Here is a 24,663-nt window from a genome sequence, read left to right as displayed (position 1 = left end):
TGTTCTTTTCAGTGTTCGCGTAAAGGTGTTGATGCCTAACGTTTGACCTTGCCGGTATGGCAACGGCTTGATTGTGCAAATTTACCTCAAGGTGGTACATTGACTATTAAGTTAGTCGTTTAAAATTTTGTCAGCAAAGGAATGTGCGTGTGATAGAAAGCAGTCATTACAAACGGTTAGTTAAGGCATTTACTAGTACTGAAATTCCTCGAATGGAAGCGAATAATCCAATATTCAGCCTATTGAGAGACCATTTTTACCGTGAGCAGGTGATAAAAAATCAATTGGGTTGTTATATGCCGATGCCCTTTCCTACAGGTGTAGGGAAAACACATAACACGATATCTTTGATTCTTGAATTTATCCTTGATGACATTTGTGATGAGATTTCGGCTGGTGAGTCATATTCACCCAAGTATTGTTTCTATATTACAAACTCGGTTGATAACGTCTTTGATGCTTATTGCAAGCTGAAAAAAAGAATTGAAGATAATCCTTTGTTAAGCGAGAGTCAGAAAGAGGTAATTTATGAGCGTATTTTATATGCTCCCGCAAATGCCGCATCGATTTTGAGCCTCCTTAGCACCAAGAACGGTGATTTGGAAAAAGTCAAAAAGCTATTCTCTATTGACGATAAGTCGTCACTCGGTAAAGAGTTGGAGCTTATCGCAAATGAACAAGAAACTTTAGCTCTAATAAATGTATCTCCAGCACAGAAAAAGCTTTTATCAGATAGGCTTAGTGATGCTGCAAGTAAATGCTACTCATCGTTGATCAGGTACATTCAAAAGGTACAGCTTGGGAAAAATCCCGTACTGCTTAGCGATAAGAGTATTGAGCTGCTAAGAACACTAATTCCTGGAGTTGAATTGGAAGTTGGGCGAACGAGGGTTGTATTTATGACAACCAAAAAGTTCTTGTTTGGGCTTCAACAAACCACCTCCAAATTTCATCCGGCGCGTAATCTATCTGGAAACATACTTATTATTGACGAAGTAGACAGGCAGCACCATGAAATCCTGACACACTTAGTATCTGCTAATGATACAGATTTACTGGCAACGATTCGTACAATTCACTCCAATTTAAAAGAGCAAAAGCTTTGTACAAAACCTCAGTACGCTGGTATTTCGGAGTTGTTTCAGGAGTATCTTGAAGAAGTAAAAGTATTATTTGAAGATTGGTCGCTCCAACATAGCTTTGATATTCATTCTAGTGCGATTGAAAACGAAAAACAGGTTCTTTTGTTCAGTGACAAGCTGACAACTCACAACACCAGTTTGAGTAAACAACTTGTTGTCAGTTTCAACAAGGAACATCAGCAGCACGATATATCCCTCAAAGGTACATTAAGCGATCGGAAGGAACATGATTTTCCTAAGTTTCTTGGAAGGCTTGAGCGTCTAGTTAATCGTGAATTTCAGTCAGTTGTTCGTCAAGCTGAGGAGTTGTATCAAGAAAATTTATCTAGTCAGATGCATAAGTATGAGCTCAAGCACCTGACTTCAGTGCAAGCTGTGGCAAGTATTTTAGATCAGCTTAATCTTCATTCACTTCGCGAACAACTCAATCAACAATTAAGTTACCTGGCCGGTCGGCAGTATAGTCCAAGAAAAAGTGCTGCAAACTATCATACCCGTGGTATTCGAATGATAGAGGTTGATCATTTACCAGAAGCGCAAGACTCCGTCATGTTTAAACATCACGGGTTTAATGTCACCCCTACTGGCATGTTGGCGTCATGGGTGGAATCAGGTTGTAACATTTTGGGGGTTAGTGCGACAGCTGAGTGTGAAAGTGTTGTCCATAATTTCGATATTCGTTATCTCAGAGAGAGCTTGGGTAACAAATTTATTGAACTTGACCAAATTCAAAGAAATTTAATTCATTCATATTATGAAAATGAACGAAATTATCTCGGATGTGGTGTAAAAATTTCAGTTACAGCTGTGAATACTGATTATGTTTTCGTCCGACGTCTAATCAGCCAATGGCAACCAAACAACAAAAATATCAATTTACTCTGTCAGCAATTGTTTAACACTGACACTAGTGGTGTTGAGTTTGGGCTTCAATGGTTGAGTAAACTTTGCAAAGCGATAGAAGCTTTTGCTAAAACAAAGTTTAATAGGTATATGGTTGTGATGCTGAATCGTGGTATTCGACCTCCAATTGCTTCCTTTCTGAACTGGTATGCTAGTAATCTTGAGAGCTCAGAATCTACAACATTAAAGCTTTTCCCTAGTGTAGATGCGAATTTTTTAAGGCAAGGTAGATTTGATAGCGAAATTATCCACTTCCTTGAAACCTGCCCGGGTAAGTTGGTCGCTGTTACATCCTATCCCACTATGTCATCTGGTAAAAATCCTGACTATGAATTCAATCCAGACTTTGAAAACGGTTCTTTACGGCATGTCGGCCATCGTTCTAATGATCGAACAGATATTGATTTCATGTACCTGGAAGAACCTACACACCTCATATCTGTAGTCGGTGAACCTGAGACAAAAACAAGTGATCGCTTATTGCTCTTGAGTTATGGAATGGCTTTGCAGGAGGCTGGGGCTATTACGATAAATCAAGCCCATTCGTGGAGTCGTGATGTTGTTACACACGACAGCCCTTACAATGTGTGCCGAGAGCTAAAAAGTAAATATTATCAAAAGGATTCTGAAGACGGCTTGTTGGCTGTCTATCGCATGATAGAGCAAGCGGTAGGGAGAGCTGCTCGCACGGAAATGAAGCGTGAAACTATACATATTGTTGCCGATGGAGAACTCGTTAAATTATTAGCAAACGATAACCGCGATCCATCGTTACTCTCGCACGAATATAGAGAATTGGTTAACTTTTCTAAATCGAAACTACCTTGGGTCTCGCCCATGAGCGGTGACGGCAAAAGACTACAAAACTTAGCTGTGCTTCAGACTGCACGATCTCTAGGCGCAATTGATAGAACTCTCAGCCTAATTAATAACGCTCCATCTATTAAAAGTATTGAAGCATGGGCTGATTTACGTGCACAGGTACTACAGCTGCCAGCATCAGTGCTGCCGCCAACCTACAGAGAATATTATGTTTTATCACCGGATAGTGGGGCATATGATTATACTCCCCCAACGAAAGAGCGTGAATGGAAAGCCGATGAGTATCGTTTTTTTGAACTTTGTGAAAAGCCAGTAAAGCAAATTAGCGAGACCGCAGCTTTATTACCAACGTTAATGAGAAATCCAGTTATAAAATCCCATTTTGACGAAAATAAATACTGTACAGCTTGGCCTGAAGATGCCCGATACATTCTGACACCTCCAATGTTTATCAATATTTATCTGGGAGCTCTCGGCGAAGAGGTCGGAAAGTTAATACTGTCTAAGCATGGTTTTACATTTGAAGATTTACCTCTGCAGCACTTTGAAAAATTTGATGACATCATCATTTTGGATGGAAGAAAAGCGCTTATAGATTTCAAAAATTGGGACCTAGGTGCGTGGCAAGCACAAAAGGACGAAGACCGCAAAGTGCAAATGGATAAAATAAGTCATAAGCTGAAAAGCTTAGGAGTAAATAAACTTGTAATTTGTAATCTTTTTAAAAAGTCCAATGAGCAGATACAGTTTTTTGACCTTGACTTTTGTCAAGTGGATGATGAATCGTTAGCTTCAATAATTTGTATTCCAAGCTTAATAAACGAAAGTGATAGCGGCGTGGACGTGAACGCTGTAATGATGTTAGCTAGGTGGATATTAAAGTGAATCGGGGAAACCAGTGATGGATATACTAGTTAACAGAATAGATGTAGCATTTTTTTACGATGCGATTTCCCGAGACTTTGATATTTATAAAATATCTACTGATATATCTGGGAAGCAAAACTATGGAAGGATAGTTAACAAAATCTACCAGAGTTTTTCGCCACTATCTCTTTGTAGCTTAGGTAAAAACGGTTATGCGGTGTTGGTACCAAAGAACCGTAAAAATAATATGAGTGACCCTCATTACACAGTCAATCAAGTACTACCCGGGGACTTACCAAAGAGCAGTTGTATAAAACTCCTTATTGGTGCTCTTCCTCATTTGACTGACACTCATACACGTTCGAGTGAAGGTGTTGGTCTATATTATTTAGCTGATGTAGAGGTCATTAGACAAGTTGAAGTTCTAAGGGCATACGAGATCAAAGTTGACTGGGAAAATGGAGAGCATCTGGTCCTAAAAGTAGAGGCGGCAACTTTCACCCCTATTAGCTACCATAAAAATGCTGAAGGAGAGTTGTATGGTGATTGTACTCATCTGCCAAAAGTAACATTTGACCGTTGGTCACAACAGCTAAGTCGTTCGAAAAATGGAGAATTTATCAAAAAGAGACATCGAGATAGGAATATGAAAAGTGAAGTTGTCTCACTTGATACTAAAAACCCATCTAAGTTCTGGAGCTCTAAGATGGGAGTCCTTGCCATGTTTATGAACGATGTAGAGCAGCATTTAAGAAACTATATATCAATCAAGCTCCAAAGCTTAAATCCGGAATACAGAGTAAGATTCAAAGAGTCCGATATTGTTAGCTCATATGGCAGAATAATGGACCTTCTGAAGAAGCGAAATATAAACATAATAAATCTGACTGATTGCAATATATCTCCACTGATTGATGCCTTAGAGAATGACAATTTTATGTTTTCTCAATCAGATAATCCGAAGTCAGATTCCTTAAACTTAGCAGTACATCATGACAAAGAATACTATGAATCGATAAACGCTACTGATCCTTATGACAGTCTGCGTGGTGGAGATCGCGTAATTATTCAATCTGTGTACCCGGGGACAATTCTGAAAGCAGGCAAGTTATCGAGAACAGAGTATGAAGCATGTCTTAAAGAGATCTTTATAAAAACGGAAGTGTTTGATAGGCAATTAAAACTGTTTATACCAGAAGGAAGTTGGTCTTTTGTAATTTGCTCTAAACCTGATAAATCCGACGCTGTTTTTCACATGATGACCTGTGACAATGGTGCTCTCAGTTTCGAAACTTTGAGCATCGATGATGCTCAAGATAAGTTTTTACTCGATCTGCATCGGCCTATGAATGACGGTGAACACGCCGTTATCGCTAATAATTCGGGAGATACTTTCATATTCGAAGACACAAATTACGTGGCGGTTCCTCAATTTCAGGAGCTTGCATGCGTAATGAATGATCTCATGGAAGGTTACGCCCATGGTGTCAAAAGAGAGTGGATTGCTGAGTATCTTGACCTTTTGAATGGACGAGAGCTTGCTGTTGCAAACCCTAAGCTAGTCAATGAAAAGTTAGGTAACTTATTGGAAGAAAAACCGCATAACGAAATATTTTATAAAAATGATTTATTCGGGAATAAAGAACAAAAAATATCGTACAAAGGCAGTCTTCAATCATTTTTCGATTGGGTTGCCCTTGAAAAAGGGCTGCGTTTGGGAGCATCGTTAAAAGCGCAGGATAGCGGATATATAGAGGCGTCTCTCGGGTTGTTTTATAACGAACTAGAACGTCTCTATTTTGTTGGTGATAAAGACAACGTGAAGGCAATCCCACGTTTTTGTCGTATGCGCAGAATCTTGACCGATGCAGATGAAGTACCGATATCACTTTTGAAGATGATGGAAGTTTTCCATGTCAGGCATAAACAGGCGACAACTCTTCCTTTTGCGTTCAAGCATTTAAGAGAATTTTTAATACTCTCTTCTGGATATGCTAAGCCATCAAATGAAGGGAGTCTATAGTGGTCGAAGACAATGAAAATTATCCGGCCAGTGCCATTTCCAGTTGGAGTGGCTTCGTTTACCAGGGAAAAGTAGCCCTTTACCATTGCCTCAAGCTGCTACTTGAAGGTGCTCCGAACTTTGAACTTCAGCTGGATAGCACTGATGACTTTGCAATATATAAGAATGGTGTGCTTGCCAGTACTCACCAAGTAAAGGCAAAGGTTGGTAAGTACCGAAGTAGCTATAACGAAGCTCTAACAAAGTCAGCGACCATCGAACTCGATCGTATTGCAGGAACTGCTCGCTATTTCCATGTATCTGTTGCCATAACGGACACTACCGATTACATAGATAGTAATGGTGAGGTTGTTAAGTTTTACTCTTACGGCGACAATAAATATTGTGGTCTAGGAGACATCGAAGCCCTAACTAAATCGGTCATTTTGCAAATTTGCAAAGCTAAATCCATTCAACTCAGTTCAAATCTTCTAGACGCAAACTACTGTGTGCTCTCAGAGAGAATAAGCACAAAAGCTGTTGATATTCATAGAAAAATACAAGTCAACGGCGATTCCGAAAAAAAGGCTGCATACACAAATCGAATAAGCGGACAGAGCATTTTAGATGATATTATAAACATCAATCTATGCAATGATATTGAATACTTCGCTATCGAACTCAAGTCCAGGCTGCACTCGTATCTTGAGGATAAGCTAGAGCAGTCCCTCCCTGGGATGACTGAGGCTGTCTATCAGAGGGCGAGACGGCTGTATGAACATATTCGAGATTCTGAAGCGAGAGAATTACAGACTCTTTGCCAACTAATGAAACCATCAGAACGGTTTTCTCGAGTTCAGAGAGTAGATATCAGGCGTTACTCTGGACTCATTCATGAACTCGATGTTGAGCCAATATTCGAAAAGCTCCCTCACTATCGGGATAAACATAAGAAGTTCTATATTCCAACAGCGCTTGATTTACCTGAAGTCAAGGAGCATGACGATTGTACTTCGGACATACTAAGTGAAATAAAAGGTAACGATGACTTACTCAAATTGCTATTTGAGTACAATAATCTTATAGCATCCAGAGTCAAAGAATCGTTCATTATCGATACAAAAATTACTGTTAGTGCAGATCTTAGCGATCAGGAAACGCAAGATCGTATTGATAGCAATATCATCAAGACTCTCTGCATAAGCATTTTAACCAAGGAAGAGGCCGAGGTTCTATTAAATGATTACTGATCTCATAGAAGAAGCTTTAATTGCACATCAATTTGTAAAAGCGCATGTAACTGAGACCTCTCGCTTTTATATTCGCGATATTGGTGCTGCCATTAGGTTTACGATACTACATAATTTAGATGAACTTATGAAGCCAGAAGAAATAAATGCAGCGTTATCGAATTTAGTACCGGAAGAGTTGTCAAATAATCCATCGTTTAGAAAAAATTGTGATTTAATTTGTATTCACAAATTAGATAAATTATCCGAATTCAAAAATCATGAAGAACAGATATTTGCTATTGAAGAGGATCCTCATTTTTTTAAGAAATACGTTCTATATTATAGTGACGTCGAGGAACAAGCTCTAAATAGTTTAAATTACACGGACCTTGAGGCAATTATTGCTGATAAAAGTCTATTTAATACTTACAAGGAAATGCCTTTATCTGCAACTCTATACAGCGTAGTGGCCAAGGTTTTTATAAAACTACCATTCCTCGAACTACCTTTTGTCAAAGGTGACCTCGTTCCCTTGCGATTGCAAGCGGAGGAGGCTGTGAGTGAGGTCGGTCTATCAAAAGTGTATGAAAAAATACAGAAATACAGCAGCTTGACTGTTGACGCAATGATCAAGGAAATGATTAACGATGAATTGGCAAATATCAAGAATTGAAGTTTCTAGCTTCAAAGCGTTCAAGCACATATTACTAGACTTTGAGAATTCATCGCTACTGACCTTAGATGGACCAAATGGTTTCGGCAAAACTAGTATTTTCGATGCGATTGAGTTGTTACTCACAGGGCAAATAAAGAGGATTGAGAACCTTTTCTCCAAGGTGATGATCGGCACCAAGCAGAACTATGACGATAATCTTTTCTGGAACATCCGGTCTGGCGAGAAAAATCTGGTCATTAAAATCGAATTCTTTAAAGAAAATTCAAAACTTACGTTAGCCCGCTATGCATCTGCTGAAGCGCTGAAGCAAAAATCACTTAATCGAGCAGATAGCTTTTCACAGTTCAATCTTTACGAATTACCAGATTTCTCGTCAAATGACTTTTCGGCAGATAATTTGCGCAACAATGATTATATCGAAGAGATCTTTGGTGAAAACTTCAGAGAAAATTTTTGCTATCTGAACTATCTCGAGCAAGGGCAGAACCAACTTTTGCTCACAAAGGTTGATAAGAGGAAACAAGCCTTAGGCAACTTGTTCAATATCACTGATATCGCAGCTGAGATCGACAATTGCAAAAGCGTTGAACGTAAAATTAACAGCTATATCAATGACACTGCTCGTAAATCTCAAGAAATGGCCCTGCTTTCTGACATCGAGTCTCTGAGAGTCTTAGTTCAGGCAGATTTGGGGGCTGTTGAATATAAAAAGTTGTCGACGTCTGACCTGCAACCAGGTTGGGATTATGAAAATCTATTTCCTACATATTCCTTAGAAGTCTTCAAAGAATATCAAGATGTGATACTGAAACTTCAGGAGCTTCTGCCTCTTAAAAGTGCTATCAAAATCAGAGCTCAGAATGAGCAAATTGAAAGCTATATTCACAATAATATGGCGCTGTTACAAAGCTTGGTTCAATTCGGTATTGATACAGATAAATTAAGCGCGTTGGATAGCACGAAAAACGAGCTAAATCAGTTAATCAAGGCTAAGGCAATTATCCAACGGGGTGCGGCAGTCATTACGCTTCCTGAAACGCGTTCTCTGCCTTACTGGGAAGCAGAACGTCTCAATAGGTTTGAAGATCAAATTACGGTACGTAAAGATCTCCAGCTAAAAAATCAATCAAACAGCGGTATCGCTGCTGAACTGACTCGTTTGAAGGATAAACTGCTGAAGGAGCATGGCAAGCTCAGTCTCAATGATCCAACTTGCCCTCTTTGCGGAGCTGATTGGATCCAACATCAAATCATGCTTGACGCTGTTGACGCCAGATCACAACAAATCACTAATAGTTTGAGCGCGGATGGGAAAGCTCTTGTTGAACTATTAACCTTGATGAATAGTGAACTGGCGCTAATCGCTACTCAAATACAGTCCCGAGAAGCGGCGATTCAGAGTGAATATAATGAGTCTCTGCACAATGCTCTAGAAAGTGAAAGAGTTCGTCTGGAAAGCATCACAAAACTAGCTAAACGGCTTGAGGCTACAGGTACAACGATTGATTATCGATATTCGGATAAAAATGAAGTTGTTGAAGAACGCTTAAGAAATCTCATTTTTTTGATCCGATCAAGGAAAACTGAGGAGACTGATGAATTACCCGATGATTGGAAGCAAGTTATCAGCGTTGCTTTTAAGTCGATTGAAGACTTCTATATTGTCGAGCAGAAAGATCTGACCGATAAAATTTCGTACATTACTAGCAAAGCGAACGAAGCACGTAATATTAAACTGAAAAATTCTCTTGAGTCGTTGCAGACCATTCAGTGTGAGAATGAAGCTGCAAAGATATCGAAAGACAAAGTTAAAAAGCTACGTGAGACGCTAGAAAATGTTGAACGAAGTTATACGGATCAGACCATTTCAGAGATAGAGCTGATATTCCATATCTATAGCGGACGGCTTATCCAGAACTACCAAAGAGGTCTTGGTCTATTCATTGAGAGCCGTGACGGTAAACAACTGAGATTCTTAACTGCTGAAAAGTCTGAACATGATGCCATTCTCTCTATGAGCTCTGGACAAGTATCAGCTCTTAGCATGGCTTTTTTCCTGTCGCTCAACAAAGTCTACGCACGTGTTCCGATAATCCTTATTGATGACCCTTCACAATCTTTAGATGAGGTGAATGTGGCTTCACTAACGGACTTACTGCGTTGCGAGCTTAAGCAGCGTCAATTAATTTTATCGTCGCACGAAGAGGATATTTCGTCATATATGCGATACCGTTTTGCCAAGGCAGGAAGGAGCACGCGCTCACTCAACATGCAGCGTCTGGCCAAAGAAGCGTCTTAAGCTGAATTTGCAACTCAAATGAAATAGGGAGCGTTTTTGAGAATATCCGCAACTAATCTGTCACATTGGTCAAATGAACGTCGTGCCCAAGATGTTTTGCCTATTCTTATTAGGCGCTTGATCTCTGCAACATCGACGGTCAACTCGATCACTATGCCGGGTGGGGATTCAGTGAATTTACCCGGTTGGGATGGTGTTATTTCTGTTCTGTCTGGTAATCCGTGGGTTCCAGATGGACTGAGCTATTGGGAGATGGGTACCTCAAAAGACCCTGCTGCAAAAGCACAAAGCGATTATGCAAAAAGAACTGAACAGCTACAGCCAGAGCAAAGAGCCGTTGCCGCTTTTGTTTTTATTACACCTAGACGATGGGCTGGAAAAGATAACTGGTTATCAAAAGTTCGTTCTGAAAATCAATGGGCCCGTGTACTTGCGTGGGATGCTGATGATATAGAAGCTTGGCTCGAAAGTTCTGCAACAACCTCATTATGGTTTGGTGCGCAGATTGGCATTAATGGTTACGGCGTCGTTGCAATTGAGCAATATTGGTCAGATTGGCAAGGCCAATCTAATCCAGCCATAACTTACCAATCTTTAGTTACAGGAAGAGAGCAATCTGGCTTAGCATTAAGGAATGCCTTGGATAAACGGGAGTCCTTGGTCGCTGTTGTTGCCGACAGCCAATCAGAAGCCGTAGCATTTGTATGTGGTGCATTATTAGAACATGGCTATTCTAAAGTCGCAGCTTGCGTTACCAGCGAAGAGGGCTGGCAGTTCATTGATTCAAATTCAGGTATTAGCTTTGTTGTTGTTTCTGACAATCAACTGAGTAACCAAAAAGCTCCCCGGGATGATATGACATTAATAGTCCCATTGGCAGCTGGAGATCGCGAATTCAACCTAAAAGGGATCGGGCGTGAAGCCTCGTTACACACTCAAATCGAGTTGAGGCGATCAAGGCCTGATGAGTTTGAGAATGCTTTACTAAGTCTCGGATTAGATCATGCTGATGCAGCGCGCTTTTCACGCTCTATGGGACGCTCTTGGACGGTATTTAGGCGTCAGTTCGCAGCAAACCCTGCAATTAAAAAACCTCTATGGCTATCTGTGACCAGCACAATAGCTTTGCAAGTTTTAACCTTGGTAGGTGCCTGGAACTCACGGTCGGAAGGAGATCGACTCTGTGTAGAGCATCTGGCAAACAGGGCGTATGAGGAGGTAGAAAATGACCTGATAGAACTTGCAGCTTTGGATGATGCCCCTGTAATTAAAATTGGCTCGCTATGGAAAGCGAAAGCTCCATTAGAACTACTTAACTTAATGGCTCCAAAGTTAACTGATGCAGTACTGTCTCGTTTTTTTAACTTTGCAAAATCGATTTATGAAGAGCCAGACCCCGTGCTTGAGCTGGAAGAAAGTGAGCGCTGGATGGCATCTATCTATGGAAAAGTTCGTGCGCAATCTGGGGTGATCTTAGATGGAATTGCTGATTCTATTGCAAAGCTTGGGAGTTTCTCTGAAGTAAACGATGAGCTTGATATAGCAGGCCGTCATGTCAGAGAGCTTGTGCGTCATCTTTTGTACGATGCTAATGAACAGCGATGGTTATCAGTTTCATCTTACTTGAGAGAATTTGCAGAGGCAGCTCCGCATGAATTCATTGGTGCTGTAGAGCGAAGTCTTCGCAGTCCTACTCGAGCAGTTTTGTCTTTGTTATCAGAAACTAGTGCTGCTGGAGTTCATGGCCGATGTTGGCATGCCAACCTGTTATGGGCTCTTGAGTTACTTGCATGGTATCCAACTCGTCTCAACAAAGTCGCTCTGATTTTGGCTGAACTCTCTAAAACTGAAATTAAAGGTAATTGGGGTAATACGCCGTTCAGTTCCCTGCTTTCTCTATTTCGTCCATGGATGCCGCAGACTTCAGCGCCACAGGGGGCGCGAATTCAAGTTATTAACAAAGTGATTGCTAAGTTTCCAGATATTGGTTGGCAGCTATTAGTTAAGTTGACTCCCCGGGGAAATGACTGTGCTTTACCAAATGCAAAACCTAGTTGGCGTGACGATGATTCAGGGGCTGGCAACGGTGTTAGCAATGCTGAGTATTGCAGTTTCGTTTTAACTATTGGTCGAATGTTGGTAGAAAAAGCTGCCGGCTCTCCAACACGAATAGCGGACCTGGTCTCTTTAGTAGATTCGCTTGATGACGACTTTAGAGATTCGGTTATTATTCTTGTTAAGAGTGCTTGTGAGTTCGATGATGATGGTAAAGAGTTGGTGCGCTCTGAGGTTAGAAAGTATTTAAACTGGGAAAACTCATTTAACCAAAATGGTGAAAGTCATGATCGGTATGCTGCGGATGCATTGCGGCCTATATATGACGGTCTCACCCCAAATGATTTAATATTGCGGCATAAATGGCTGTTTTCTTCTGGCTGGATTGAGTTACCGGATGGGCGGGAAAACGACCGAGAAGAAACGCAGCGATTCAAAGCCAATTTACAAGTTGATGCGTTTAATGAAATTTTTGATTGTTACGGCTGGTCAGGCATCACAAAATTGGCTGAAGTTGCCGGTGATTGCTGGTTGATTGGGAAGTTGATTGCAGAGTGTTCTGCACGAGCTGAGTCTGCTGAGTGGATATCTAATTGGTATCTATCAAGGAGCAACACTGGGTTTGACGCTTTGACTTCGGGTGCTCTCAATTGTATCGATCAGAACGAGCTTAGTTGCTTTCTAACAACTTGTATTTCAACGTTTTCAAATTTGTCGGTTTCAGCAACAGTCCTTGGCGGATTCCTTACAAATGCTCCTCAAACCATCGAATTATGGCAGCAGTTAGGAGAATTAGATGAGGGTATTCGAGACCATTTTTGGGATACAGTAACTATCCGATATCTTGTCTCTAGTCCGGAAGTTTTAGCTTTCTGTGTTGAAAAACTTTTGGTTGCTAGTAGACCCCGGGCTGCAATTCAAACGATACATGGCCGAGAGGCCGAATTATCTAGTGAGCTTCTTATTCGGGTTCTAAACCAATTAGCCTCTGAAGGGGAAGAAGCTGTTGATTTTCCTCAATCTTGGCACATTGCCGATTTGTTTGAGGTTCTGCACTTGCGTCAACTTCATTCTGAGCTTTTGACTTTGGAGTTTACTTACTACGAAGTGCTTCATCATTCGAAGTATGGTACGCCAAATCTTTATTCAGAATTGGTGACAAATCCTGACCTATTTATGGAGCTTGTTTGCCTGGTGTACAACCCTGCTAACTCAGAAAGAGAGACGCTGTCAGAGCAAATGTTTGGAGTCGCCAGAACAGCTGGTTCTGTTTTGAACAACCTGAACGCTACCCCGGGAATGGATTCTACTGGCTTAATCGACGAGGACAAGTTTTATAGCTGGGTTAGTGTCGTGCGAAAAATGGCTCAGGAGCATGATAGACAAGAGGTTACAGATCATCTCATCGGAAAAATGCTTGCAGACTGGCCGTGTAAAAAAAGTTTAGAGATTTGGCCTAAAGCGGCGATATCCACTCTTTTAGAGCACGATGATGCAGAGGAAATTAGGGCTGGGTTTTCTTTAGGTGTCAGAAATTCAAGAGGTGTCACCACTAGAATGCCTTACGATGGCGGAAACCAAGAACGAACTGTTGCGCAAAAATTTAGGGATTATGCAGCTTACTGGGACATCACTCACCCCACAGTCGCAGCGATGATTTGTGATATCGCTCGTTACTACGATTTTGATGCCAAACGTATGGATGAAGACGGCTTGTGGAATGAAGAGTGTTAAGACAAAGCGACTGAAGACGCTGTTGAGATCACGCTGAAACCTATTAGATCCATTTTGAGTACGAATTCGTCAGATTGCCGAACTCGAAGCTGAGTTATCACTTTCCTTTCCGTGGTAAGCATTGTAGGAAAAAATATTAGCATAAAATCGTATATTAGCTGGTCAGCTAATGGTGAGTTATGTGCTAATATTAGCAAAAATTACCATATTTGCTGTACAGCTAATAATAGATGAGAGGCTAAAGTTATGGGGCAATCCTCACATAGTATCGGTTTTGAATTCGAAAAGGAGATGCTTGGTGCACTGGTGGAGGCTCTTACTGAAGCACTTGGCTCCGAAGCCTCAGTGCTAGATGCTTCACACGAGCTTGGTAGGAATGATTCTGACGGTATGATCGTGATTAGGGCTCCGGGGAAAACTCTGCAAGTACTCGTCGAAGTCAAAAAGGAAGTCTACCCAAGAGACATCAGGAATGCAGTGCACCAGCTCCAAAGATGCATGGAAACAACTTCTCATCGCTATGAAACTATTGGGCTTCTCGCTGCTGCCGTCTTGAGTCCCGGGGCCAAGCAGGAGCTTAGAGAGGAGAATATCGCAACATTCGAGCTGGGAGGAAGCCTGTATTTAAAGCACGATGGCTGGCTCATCAATATCGAAAAGCCTTCTAGCCGTGCCAAAAAGAACTTTCAGGGCATTGATCTTTTCACTGGGGCTCGTGAAAGTGTAATACATACTCTTTTGATGGATAGCCATGAGTGGTTAACTGGTGCAGAACTAGCCGAAAAAGCCGAAACTTCTCCATATACATGCTCTCTTGTGTTGCAGGAACTGACGTTGCGTGAGTGGATGGAGTCAACCGGCGGAGGACCGAGCAAGCGTAGAATGCTTACTCAACCTGGCAAGCTTTTGGACGCCTGGTCTAAGCAGTGGCAAGGGCGCAAAGAAAAAAAGTCAAAGTGGTACACATTTGTTGAAAATCCCAAGTATATCCTTGCTCATCTAGCGGATCAGATAGATCGTCATAACGTTTATTATCCATGGGCGTTCACAGGTGCTGCTGCGGCTAATATATACACCCCATCACTAACGAGCACTGAGGGAGCTGAAATAATTGTGCCCAATGGCTACGCGGAGAAGATGGCTGATGTTTTAGGCCTGAAGCCTGTAAGTAAAGGGGCGAACGTTACGCTCATCGAGCGAGAACCTGCGAGTTTGCTTTATCGAAGTAATTACATGTACTCGGACCATTTTATGTTTTTAGCAAGCCCTTATATTCTTTACTTAGACTTATTAGATGGTCGAGGACGCAACAAAGAACTGGCGGAAAATGTTAGAGAACGATTGGAGTCTTTATGGCAACGGGATTGAAGCCTCAAACAGCGGCTGGATACGATCAAAATGTTACATCGGCATGTGAGATGACTTTGGTCACACTGCTTAGTGCCTTTGGAAGCCTTAAGGAAACTCTGAGACTTGTCGGGGGCTTGGTACCACGATACCTTACTCCAGAGAGAGCCCCCGATGTTCCTTTACATATTGGTACTTCGGACGTTGATATAGTACTTAACCTAGAGGTACTGGCGGCAGGCAACGAATACTCTAGCCTTGCGGACCAGCTAAATGCCCGCGGTTTTACGCGTGGAGGTGAAGAGGGAAATACGGCTTCTTGGCGTTGGCGTCGAAGAGTCGATGACCGCATTGAGGTGGTTGTTGAGCTTTTGAGGGATGCAGGGAGTCAAAGCCCCGGTCAGGTCATCAGTGTCGATGGGGAAAGAGTATCAGCACTAACAATTAAGCATGCCCGAATTGTACACGACTGGTATCAGGAAAAGGATATTGCAGCCAACCGCCTCGATGGTGGTGGTCTATCTGTTGATAAAGTACGATTTGCGGATGTGCCCGCATTTGTCATTTTGAAAGCACTTGCGCTGGACCAACGCCAAGAGGGGAAGGATGCTGCGGACCTAATCCATGTGATCAGATACTCAGGTACGATAGCAGAAGTCGCTGCTATGTTTGTTCATCGTATTCGATCAGGTCAGCACCCTGAGGCCGTGCAGGACGGGCTAGTTGCGCTCGCCAAGCGTTTTGTAGACGACGAACATGGTGAAGGCTACGTAAAGGTGGGGTCTGTTGCTTACGCTCGCTTCTATGGCGAAGATGGCGACGATGAAGATGATTTTGTCAGTAGGCAGCGTTTTGCATCTGGCTTAGTTCAGAGCCTGCTGAAAGAGATTGAAAAGCAACGGGAAAATTAAATCAGATATCAAGCATCATGTTTTGGGAATCGTTTAGATACTCAGCTATGGATAATGTTTTTTGAGAGAACTCGAAAAAATGCACTTGGTGGCAGCAGTATCTATCCATGAAAAATATGCTGGTTGTAACAGCCATTCTAAATGTGCAGCTCCCAGCATTATTTTAGAACTGTATTGTCATTTTTTAATGAGATACGTAAAGCTCCTCAAAAAATACTTTAGAAATATTTTGTCACCAATTGAATATTGGAAGAGACATATTGGTATTTTTGAGTTAAATTATTTTAGAAATATTTTGTCATCTCACAGCTACCAGATGGTAGCCCTTTGTTTATCCAGCGCATTGCCATTAAGGATTGGTATTTAAGTACGCTTGTGTCGAGATCCGAGTCCAATCACGCACTTTGGTTAAGTAAGCCTGCTGCGAGTCGATGATCTCTTTAGCGAGCGGATCGCTTGCTGCCTGCTCTTGCAGAAGTTCATTGTTGGCTTGGCGTAGCGCGGCAAGTACTGCGGGTGGAAAGTCACGAACTTTGATGTTTGGGTACTCACTTTTCATCGCTGCCCAGCTCGTCGCATTCGCATCGATCGCTTGGTTGTACATATCGAAAGCGGCGACACGGAAAGCGGTTTCTAAAATCACTTGGATGTCTTTTGGTAGCGTATCCCACTTCTTCTTATTGACTAAAAATTGCGTTTCTGAGCCAGGCTCATGCCATGCGGTGTAGTAATAAGGGGCAATTTTATGAAAACCCATTCGCAGATCAAAGGCTGGGCCAACCCATTCCAGTGCGTCGATGGTGCCGCGTTCTAGCGAGGTATAAAGCTCCCCCGGTGCTATGTTCGTGGGTTTCGCGCCAAGTTTTGCCAACACTTCACCCGCAAATCCCGGAATACGCATTTTCAGCCCTTGCAGATCGTCAACGCTGTTGATCTCTTTTTTAAACCATCCGCCCATTTGAATATCTGAGTTACCGCCTGGAAACGACAGGAGGTTATGCGGCGCGTACACCTTCTCCATCAAAGACATCCCACCGCCATAATAGAACCAAGCGTATTGCTCAGTTGCGATCATGCCAAACGGCATCGAAGAGAAAAAGAGGGTATTCGGAACCTTGCCTTTCCAATAATAAGAGCTGGAGTGACCGAGATCGTATTGACCGGATTTCACCATATCAAACACGCCCAGCGGTGCTTTGTGTTTGTTGGCCGAGTCGATACGGATTTGAATGCGGCCATTGGACATTTCAGCGGCCAATTTCGCCATGTTTTTCGGTGCATCGCCGAGGATCGGAGTATTCGCCCCCCACGTTTCGGCCAGCGTCAGTTTATAAACGGATGGTTCGTTAGCCTGCGCGGTTCCTAAAACTGTGCTCAGGACAAGAGCCAGTACGATGCGGCTTTTATTTAAATAGGTTGTGATTGACATAACTTCCTCATTGTTATCGTTATTGAAGCTGTAGAGTCTAAGTTGCTGAAAAAAGAGTCAATCATCAAGGGTGGCAGAAGGGGAGGAGTGTTTTAGTCTGAAATACTAACTTTGCGTGTAAATGAAGCATGATACCAATGACTAGTCAGTATCAAACTGGCGATATTGAGAGGAAATTTTGACTCGGTAGCATTTTATTTTGATTCAAGAAATGTTTGATGGGTCACGCCAAGATGAAGCACCTTGGCATGACGGGTTAGATATCGCTGAAATATTGGTGGGTGGCAAGATAGCGCAGAGCTTCAGATTGCCCCATGTAACGCGCTAAGGTTTTCGTGGGCACATTGCGAAGATCAACCACGATCAAGCCATCTAGTGCGTTATTGAACGCAGGATCCACATTAAAGCTCACCAGCTTTCCGTTTAATCCTAGATACTGGCGCAGTAGCACCGGAATTCCCTTTCCTTCATCGAGCCGAGCAATCACTCGTGACAGGAGTTGTAAGTCGGCGAGTGACGTCAAAAGGCTGGCATTCCATTGTGCTTGGCCTGTAGGTAGAGGGTTGGTGGCCATCACTAACTCGGCTTGCTCACTATCGTAATAGTGCAGAGTCATGGTATCGGCGAGTAAACGTCTGGCTTGTTCACTGTAATCGTTGCTGATACTCACAGGGCCAAAAAGGTGGGTATATTGTGGGTGGCGTTCGACATAAGTAGCAATGCCTTTCCAAAGCAAAAGCAGGGCCGCCATGCTTTTTTGATATTGGCTGTCAATCACCGAACGCCCCATTTCAATCGCATTGCCCATGTTATTGAGGAAGCGTTGATCATAATGAAATAGGGTACTGGAGTAGAGGCCGCTGATCCCCTTGTGCTCAATAACCTTATCAACGAGCCCTAAACGGTATGCGCCCACCAGCTGACTTTTCTCTCTATCCCAAATAAATAGGTGAAGGTAATCGCGATCAAATCGATCAATATCCAGCGCACAGCCCGTTCCTTCGCCCACCTCACGGAAATTCAACTCGCGAATGCGGCCAATTTCATGCATCAACGAAGGAATGTTATCCGCTGTGGTGCAATACACATCAAATTGGTTATGGCGCAGCATATGGTCGGCGTAAGGCAACTGCGCGATATCTTCGAGCAGATCGGCTAATGGAAGGCGCTCTGCAACGGGAGGTAAGGATCGATCACTGGCGGTCTTGTTGCGCACGGGAGAAGATTGCAAAAGATAGGTATTGAGGCGCAGATAATTGACCAACTGTTGATCACAAAGATGTTGTACTTCGCTGTGTGAAATCCCCTCACCAATCGCGATACCAATTTGAGTATGCTGCTTATTGAGCAGCTCGCGCCCCAGCATTAAGGTGCGCAGCATAGGGTGAATTTTTCCTGCAAGGTAAAAAGGGGTTGAGTTATGGCCATCAATATAAACTGGAACCGTATGCGCTTGATGTTTTTTAACGAGGCGGCTGACCGATTGGCTCCACTCTTTGTCTTCCAAACGACCTTGCTTGCTGTCAACCAATTGGGAGACTTCCCCAGCAGGAAACATCAGTAGCAACCCACCTTGCTCAAGGTGTTTATGCGCTTGGCGAAGTGCATGCAGATTCGATTTTGCGGCATCGGCGCCTTCAAACACATCTACGCCGATAAATAGTGAGGCAAGCTCGGGCACCAGTTTTAAATACTGATTAGCGAGAATTTTTACATCTGAGCGAACGCAAAGCAGCAGCTCAGCCAAAATCACCCCTTCAACGCAGCCTAAAGGATGGTTAGCGACCACGACAGTTGCCCCTTGAGCAGGAACATGTGTGAGTTTGCCGCGTACTACTTGATAATCGATACCAAGAACATCCAAGGTAAAGCGCAAAAACGCTTGAGTATCACCGCTTGCTGGGCGTTGAGCATAGAATTGATTGAGACGTTTCAGTCCTGTTGCCCATTCCGCTAAGTGTTCACCTAAACCAAATGGGGTTTTTCGTGGCAGAACAAATGGAGAAGTAGAAAGCATAGCAACCTCTTATGTGATGGTTTACCAAGAGGCTAGAGGCTGCATATTGCAAAATAGCGACAGTCTGATGAGCTTTTTGTTGCGTGGCGTATCCTTTCCTACTGCAACTTCAAATGGTTTAGGGGAGCACAAGAAAAATAAGTTGAAATTTGTGTGACAATTTCAGGAATAAGTACATTTGCTCACAAATTATACACAAAATGTGATGTGCAATGAATTTTAATGCTAGTTTAGATAAGCGGGTAAAACGCAACCAATCAAAACAACATTACACCTTTGATTTGCTGATCTGGAATAGACGGGAGCTTATGCTCCCGTTGCTTTTTATGAAGTCGAGCAATTGGGTTGAGAGCACGGCGTTAAGCCATTAGAAAAGAGTGCCTGGTCGGGGGGTACCCAACCCATTACCTGACCTAAAATCGTCAGGAACAAAAAAGGTTAGTAAGCACTAGGCCTACTAACCTTCTGGAATTTGGTGGCCCCTCCCAGGTTCGAACTGGGGACCAAGCGATTATGAGTCGCCTGCTCTAACCACTGAGCTAAGGGGCCAAATTAGGTGTCAGATTATATTGGAAGGGGTTAGGTGTGTCTAGCCAAAGCGGGTTCAATAGTGCTTACAATTTATTCACTTAGCTTGTATAAAAAAGAAAAGGTGAGCTCAGCTCACCTTTTTCAGTTCATAACCAACTTGAATTATTCATCCAAGAAGCTGCGCAGAACTTCTGAGCGGCTTGGATGACGCAGTTTACGCAGTGCTTTCGCTTCAATCTGACGAATACGTTCACGGGTTACATCAAACTGCTTGCCCACTTCTTCCAGAGTATGGTCGGTATTCATATCGATACCGAAACGCATACGTAGCACTTTCGCTTCACGAGGTGTTAGGCCTGCTAATACATCGCGAGTGGCAGCTTTAAGGCTGGTTGCGGTCGCAGAATCCAGTGGTAGCTCGAGGGTGGTATCCTCGATAAAATCGCCCAGATGCGAATCTTCATCATCACCAATTGGTGTTTCCATGGAGATGGGCTCTTTGGCAATTTTCAGCACTTTGCGGATTTTGTCTTCTGGCATTTGCATGCGTTCTGCCAATTCTTCAGGCAGAGGCTCACGACCCATCTCTTGCAGCATTTGGCGCGAAATTCGATTCAGTTTATTGATCGTCTCGATCATGTGTACTGGAATACGAATCGTACGTGCTTGGTCAGCAATAGAACGAGTGATTGCCTGACGGATCCACCAAGTCGCATAAGTTGAGAATTTATAACCACGACGGTATTCAAACTTATCGACGGCTTTCATCAAACCGATGTTACCTTCTTGGATCAGATCCAAGAATTGCAGACCACGGTTGGTGTATTTCTTAGCAATCGAAATTACCAGACGTAAGTTTGCTTCAACCATCTCTTTCTTCGCACGGCGAGCTTTCGCCTCACCGATTGACATACGACGGCTGATGTCTTTGATGCGTTCAACAGACAGTGATGTCTCTTGCTCGATCATTTGTAGTTTCTGAATGGAACGGCGGATCTCTTCTTCTTGCTCACGGACTTTCGCTACGTAAGGCTTGTCAGAAGCAAGGACTTTATCCAGCCACTCTTCATTCGATTCATTGCCTGTAAATAGGGCGATGAACGATTTCTTCGGCATCTTCGCGACTTCAACTACCGCTTTCATCACCAAACGTTCTTGGGTGCGAACACGATCCATTGAAGTGCGCAGAGTTTCAACCAAGTGGTCGAATTGCTTTGGTGTTAGGCGGAATTCACGGAAGATATCAAGCACTAAGTCTGACGCTTCAGAAGCTTGATGACTGTCACGACCAAATTCATTAACCGCTAATTGCAGGTTTTGGAACTTGCCACGCAGTTCATTGAATTTCTCTCGAGCCAGTTCAGGGTCGATACCGACTTCTTCTTCGCTGTCGCTGCTTTCACCGTCGCCATCTTCGTCTTCATCTTCGTCTTCATCTTCGACGACAGCATCATCTTCATCCGCGAGGTCCGCTTCAGAAAGCTCAGAACCGATGTGAGTCGCGGTTGGCGCTTCGGTTTCCATGTCGTTAGGGTCAACGAAACCTGAAATCAGGTCAGTGAGACGTAGCTCTTCGGCCTGAACACGATCAAACTGCTCAAGAATATAAGGGATGGTTCCAGGATACTCAGCAATCGCACTTTGAACTTGGTTAATACCATCTTCAATGCGCTTGGCAATATCGATTTCACCTTCACGTGTCAAAAGCTCAACCGTACCCATTTCACGCATGTACATACGTACTGGGTCGGTGGTGCGGCCAATCTCACTCTCTACGCTAGAAAGTGCCGCGGCGGCTGCTTCAGCAGCATCTTCGTCAGTGATGGTAGTATCATCGCTGAGGGCAAGATCATCGGCATCAGGTGCGGTTTCCACCACCTTAATGCCCATGTCATTAATCATCTGAATAATATCTTCCACCTGCTCTGAATCAACGATTTCAGCAGGCAAGTGGTCATTTACTTCGGCGTAGGTCAGATAGCCCTGTTCCTTGCCGCGAAGGACAAGTTGTTTAAGCTGTGACTGCGGATTTTGATCCATAGACGGTATCCAACTTCGTATCTGGTGAAGGAATAAGTATGCGCAATGCAAACCACGTATACTAACAAATTTATTCTTTGCTGACTATCTCAACAGAGTTACGCTTTCAAGCCTTTTAAGATCAAGTCTTGTAGCTCTCTTTTCTCTTCGGTTGATAAACCGACACTTCGCTCTTTGGCCTGCAAATTTTCAATTTGTTTTTCTACGCACTGGGCAAGAATTTTGTCCAATGAGTCTAAAAATAGTTCTTCTTGATTGTCTTCGACAAGGGGGATTTCCCAACTTGCCAGACGAGACAGAAGTGTCTCATTTTTTGAGTCTCGCCAATGTTCGAGTAATTGACCCGTAGTGATATGGGGATATTGACGACATTTCTCAAGTACTTCACTGAAGGTATCGAGACCGGGCAGCATCAAATGACGCACACTCGTTAGGTCTGGTACCAATTCAGCATAGCTCGGATTTTGTATCAAGAGCGCGATAACATCACGCATGGGTGTCCGTTTTATTGCTTTATGCGGTGCGGGTCGATTTTCTGTCTTACGTGCTTTTTTACGGCGCAGTTGGTGATCAAAACCTGTCCGTTCATCGAGTAATTTCTCTAGGACCTCTTGTAAAAAAGGATCCGGAATTTTGTCGATAAGTGGTGTTGCAACGGCGCGCAGTGCTGATTTACCTTCATGGCTACCCAAGCTAATTTGGTGCAGTTCAATCAAGTTCTCAAATAAGTACTGCGACAGCGGTGTGGCATTGGCAACCTGTTGTTCAAAATCGGCTTTGCCGTATTTACGCACGTAGCTATCGGGGTCTTCACCGTCTGGCAGAAACAGAAACTTTAAGATATTGCCGCTTTTTAGGTAGCTGAGTGCATTTTCTAATGCGCGCCATGCGGCATCTCGTCCTGCTCGGTCACCGTCATAACAACAGATGACATGGTTAGTTTGGCGAAACAGCAGTTGTAAGTGATCGCCTGTGGTTGAGGTGCCCAGAGAGGCTACAGAGTAATCGACACCATATTGAGCGAGCGCCACAACATCCATATAGCCTTCCACGACTAAAATTTGTGGAGGCTCTCGATAGGTCTGCAGGACTTCATATAATCCGTACAGCTCTTTGCCTTTATGGAAAATCGGAGTTTCAGGCGAGTTTAGGTATTTCGGTGTGCCTTGCTCAGTAATGCGGCCACCAAAACCAATGACTCGACCACGACGATCGCGAATTGGAAACATGACTCGCCCGCGAAAGCGGTCATAACGGCGGCCGTTATCGTTTTCAATCAGCATACCTGCGGTGACAAGCATATCTTCACTGCTGCGCTGCTGACCAAAATTGCGCCGTACAAGATCCCATTCATCCGCTATGTATCCAATACCAAATTTCTGGACGATTTCTCCAGATAAACCACGATTTTTTAAGTATTCAATCGCATGCTTGTTGGCAGGAACTTTAAGCTGCTGACGATAAAACTGGGCGATGCTGCCCATCAAGTCATACAGGCTGCGCTTATCTTCACTTTTGACGGCTGGCGTATTTTTCGCAAAGGGGCTGGAAGGCGTTCTTTCTTCACGCTGAACTTCAAGACCTATGGTCGAAGCCAGCTCTTCAATGGCCTCAGGAAACTCCATGCGCTCATATTCCATGACAAAGTCGATGGCATTGCCATGAGCACCACAGCCGAAGCAGTGATAGAACTGTTTTTCCTGACTGACACTGAATGAAGGGGTTTTTTCGTTATGGAAAGGGCAGCAGGCGCTGTAGTTTTTGCCTTTCTTCTTCAGTTTTACGCGTGCGTCAATAACGTCGACAATATCGAGTCGAGCAAGGAGGTCATCAATAAAACTGCGGGGGATGTGTCCTGCCATAGATCTTTGCATGCACCGAAAGATAGGGTCAAATACAAACAAGCCGTGCGTTCCAAAGGATTGCACGGCTTGCTGTAATTGGGTTGGGATTAAGCCAGTTTAGCGCGGACCAAACCGCTCACTTTACCCATGTCTGCACGCCCTTGAATATGCGGTTTAAGTACAGCCATCACCTTACCCATGTCTTGCATGCCTTCGGCGGCTGATTCAGTGATTGCGCTGTCAATCAGGGCCTTCACTTCATCATCGCTCAGAGGTTGAGGCATAAACTCCTCAAGTACGGTGATCTCTGCTTTTTCCGCATCAGCCAAGTCTTGACGACCTGCTGCTTCGTATTGGCTTACAGAGTCGCGACGCTGTTTCACCATTTTGGTCAGCACTGCAACAATGTCGTCATCGCTCAGAGTGATCTGCTCATCGACTTCACGTTGTTTAATAGCGGCCAACACTAAACGGATAGCGCCAAGGCGTGGTTTATCCTTGGCTTTCATCGCTAGTTTTTGCTCTTCTTTGAGATTCTCAATCAGAGCCATAACAAATTCCTTAGTTTAGGAAGCTGTTATTAGTACAGACGAACGCGACGTGCGTTTTCGCGAGCTAGCTTCTTAGCGTGACGCTTTTGAGCAGCTGCTTTAGCGCGTTTGCGAACGGTAGTTGGCTTTTCGTAGTGCTCACGACGACGCACTTCAGAAAGGATACCTGCTTTTTCGCAAGAGCGTTTGAAACGACGCAGAGCTACGTCGAACGGTTCGTTTTCACGTACTTTAACTACTGGCATATGCCTTTCACCTCGG

The 24,663-nt window shown here is 43.5% G+C and carries 14 protein-coding genes and 1 tRNA gene; 8 read left to right on the top strand and 7 right to left on the bottom strand.

From position 1 onward, the window contains the following. Positions 1 to 149: 149 nt before the first annotated feature. The 8 genes from CEQ48_RS16340 to CEQ48_RS16305 all read left to right on the top strand — a co-directional run bounded on the left by CEQ48_RS16340 (position 150) and on the right by CEQ48_RS16305 (position 15,990). On the top strand, positions 150 to 3,752 hold the full coding sequence (locus tag CEQ48_RS16340; protein WP_089071957.1) for a hypothetical protein: 3,603 nt from the start codon (positions 150 to 152) through the stop codon (positions 3,750 to 3,752). Positions 3,753 to 3,768: 16 nt separating this feature from the next. Further along, positions 3,769 to 5,757, top strand: coding sequence for a hypothetical protein (locus tag CEQ48_RS16335; RefSeq protein ID WP_198301179.1), 1,989 nt, complete (start codon positions 3,769 to 3,771; stop codon positions 5,755 to 5,757). Further along, the gene (locus CEQ48_RS16330; RefSeq protein WP_089071956.1) at positions 5,757 to 6,986 is read left to right on the top strand and encodes an ABC-three component system protein; all 1,230 of its coding nucleotides are present in this window, start codon (positions 5,757 to 5,759) and stop codon (positions 6,984 to 6,986) included. The genes CEQ48_RS16335 and CEQ48_RS16330 overlap by 1 nt, the downstream gene beginning before the upstream one ends. Continuing rightward, positions 6,976 to 7,641 carry an ABC-three component system middle component 1 gene (locus CEQ48_RS16325; protein WP_089071955.1) on the top strand — a complete coding sequence of 222 codons (666 nt, stop codon included), beginning with the start codon at positions 6,976 to 6,978 and terminating at the stop codon, positions 7,639 to 7,641. The genes CEQ48_RS16330 and CEQ48_RS16325 overlap by 11 nt, the downstream gene beginning before the upstream one ends. Beyond that, positions 7,616 to 9,943 carry an AAA family ATPase gene (locus CEQ48_RS16320; protein ID WP_089071954.1) on the top strand — a complete coding sequence of 776 codons (2,328 nt, stop codon included), beginning with the start codon at positions 7,616 to 7,618 and terminating at the stop codon, positions 9,941 to 9,943. Before CEQ48_RS16325 ends, CEQ48_RS16320 begins: the two co-directional genes overlap by 26 nt. A 36-nt stretch (positions 9,944 to 9,979) precedes the next feature. Beyond that, positions 9,980 to 13,732, top strand: a complete 3,753-nt coding sequence (locus CEQ48_RS16315; RefSeq protein ID WP_089071953.1) for a hypothetical protein — start codon at positions 9,980 to 9,982, stop codon at positions 13,730 to 13,732. Positions 13,733 to 13,978: 246 nt separating this feature from the next. Next, a complete protein-coding gene (locus CEQ48_RS16310) occupies positions 13,979 to 15,100 on the top strand; it encodes a type IV toxin-antitoxin system AbiEi family antitoxin (RefSeq protein WP_089071952.1) in 1,122 nt (373 codons plus the stop codon). Next, entirely contained in the window at positions 15,085 to 15,990 is a 906-nt protein-coding gene (locus CEQ48_RS16305; protein ID WP_089071951.1) for a hypothetical protein, read from the top strand. Before CEQ48_RS16310 ends, CEQ48_RS16305 begins: the two co-directional genes overlap by 16 nt. Before the next feature lie 349 nt (positions 15,991 to 16,339). Here the strand turns inward: CEQ48_RS16305 and CEQ48_RS16300 are convergent, their stop codons facing one another. From CEQ48_RS16300 to rpsU, 7 genes are all read right to left on the bottom strand, one after another. After that, the gene (locus tag CEQ48_RS16300; protein WP_089071950.1) at positions 16,340 to 17,419 is read right to left on the bottom strand and encodes a TRAP transporter substrate-binding protein; all 1,080 of its coding nucleotides are present in this window, start codon (positions 17,417 to 17,419) and stop codon (positions 16,340 to 16,342) included. Between the two features lie 256 nt (positions 17,420 to 17,675). Next, positions 17,676 to 19,436: a bifunctional lysophospholipid acyltransferase family protein/GNAT family N-acetyltransferase gene (locus CEQ48_RS16295; RefSeq protein ID WP_089071949.1), complete on the bottom strand. Its 1,761-nt coding sequence runs from the start codon at positions 19,434 to 19,436 to the stop codon at positions 17,676 to 17,678. Positions 19,437 to 19,909: 473 nt separating this feature from the next. Then, positions 19,910 to 19,985 (bottom strand) — tRNA-Ile (locus CEQ48_RS16290). A 144-nt stretch (positions 19,986 to 20,129) separates the two neighbouring features. After that, the gene (gene rpoD / locus CEQ48_RS16285; protein ID WP_000372618.1) at positions 20,130 to 22,007 is read right to left on the bottom strand and encodes an RNA polymerase sigma factor RpoD; all 1,878 of its coding nucleotides are present in this window, start codon (positions 22,005 to 22,007) and stop codon (positions 20,130 to 20,132) included. Positions 22,008 to 22,105: 98 nt separating this feature from the next. Next, positions 22,106 to 23,869, bottom strand: a complete 1,764-nt coding sequence (gene dnaG / locus CEQ48_RS16280) for a DNA primase (RefSeq protein ID WP_089071948.1) — start codon at positions 23,867 to 23,869, stop codon at positions 22,106 to 22,108. An 89-nt stretch (positions 23,870 to 23,958) separates the two neighbouring features. Then, on the bottom strand, positions 23,959 to 24,402 hold the full coding sequence (locus CEQ48_RS16275) for a GatB/YqeY domain-containing protein (RefSeq protein ID WP_001173893.1): 444 nt from the start codon (positions 24,400 to 24,402) through the stop codon (positions 23,959 to 23,961). A 29-nt stretch (positions 24,403 to 24,431) separates the two neighbouring features. Further along, entirely contained in the window at positions 24,432 to 24,647 is a 216-nt protein-coding gene (gene rpsU, locus CEQ48_RS16270) for a 30S ribosomal protein S21 (protein WP_001145625.1), read from the bottom strand. Positions 24,648 to 24,663: the final 16 nt, after the last annotated feature.

This window comes from Vibrio tarriae (assembly GCF_002216685.1).
GTDB classification, from domain to species: Bacteria; Pseudomonadota; Gammaproteobacteria; order Enterobacterales; family Vibrionaceae; genus Vibrio; species Vibrio tarriae.
This window is presented reverse-complemented; position numbering and strand designations above follow the sequence as displayed.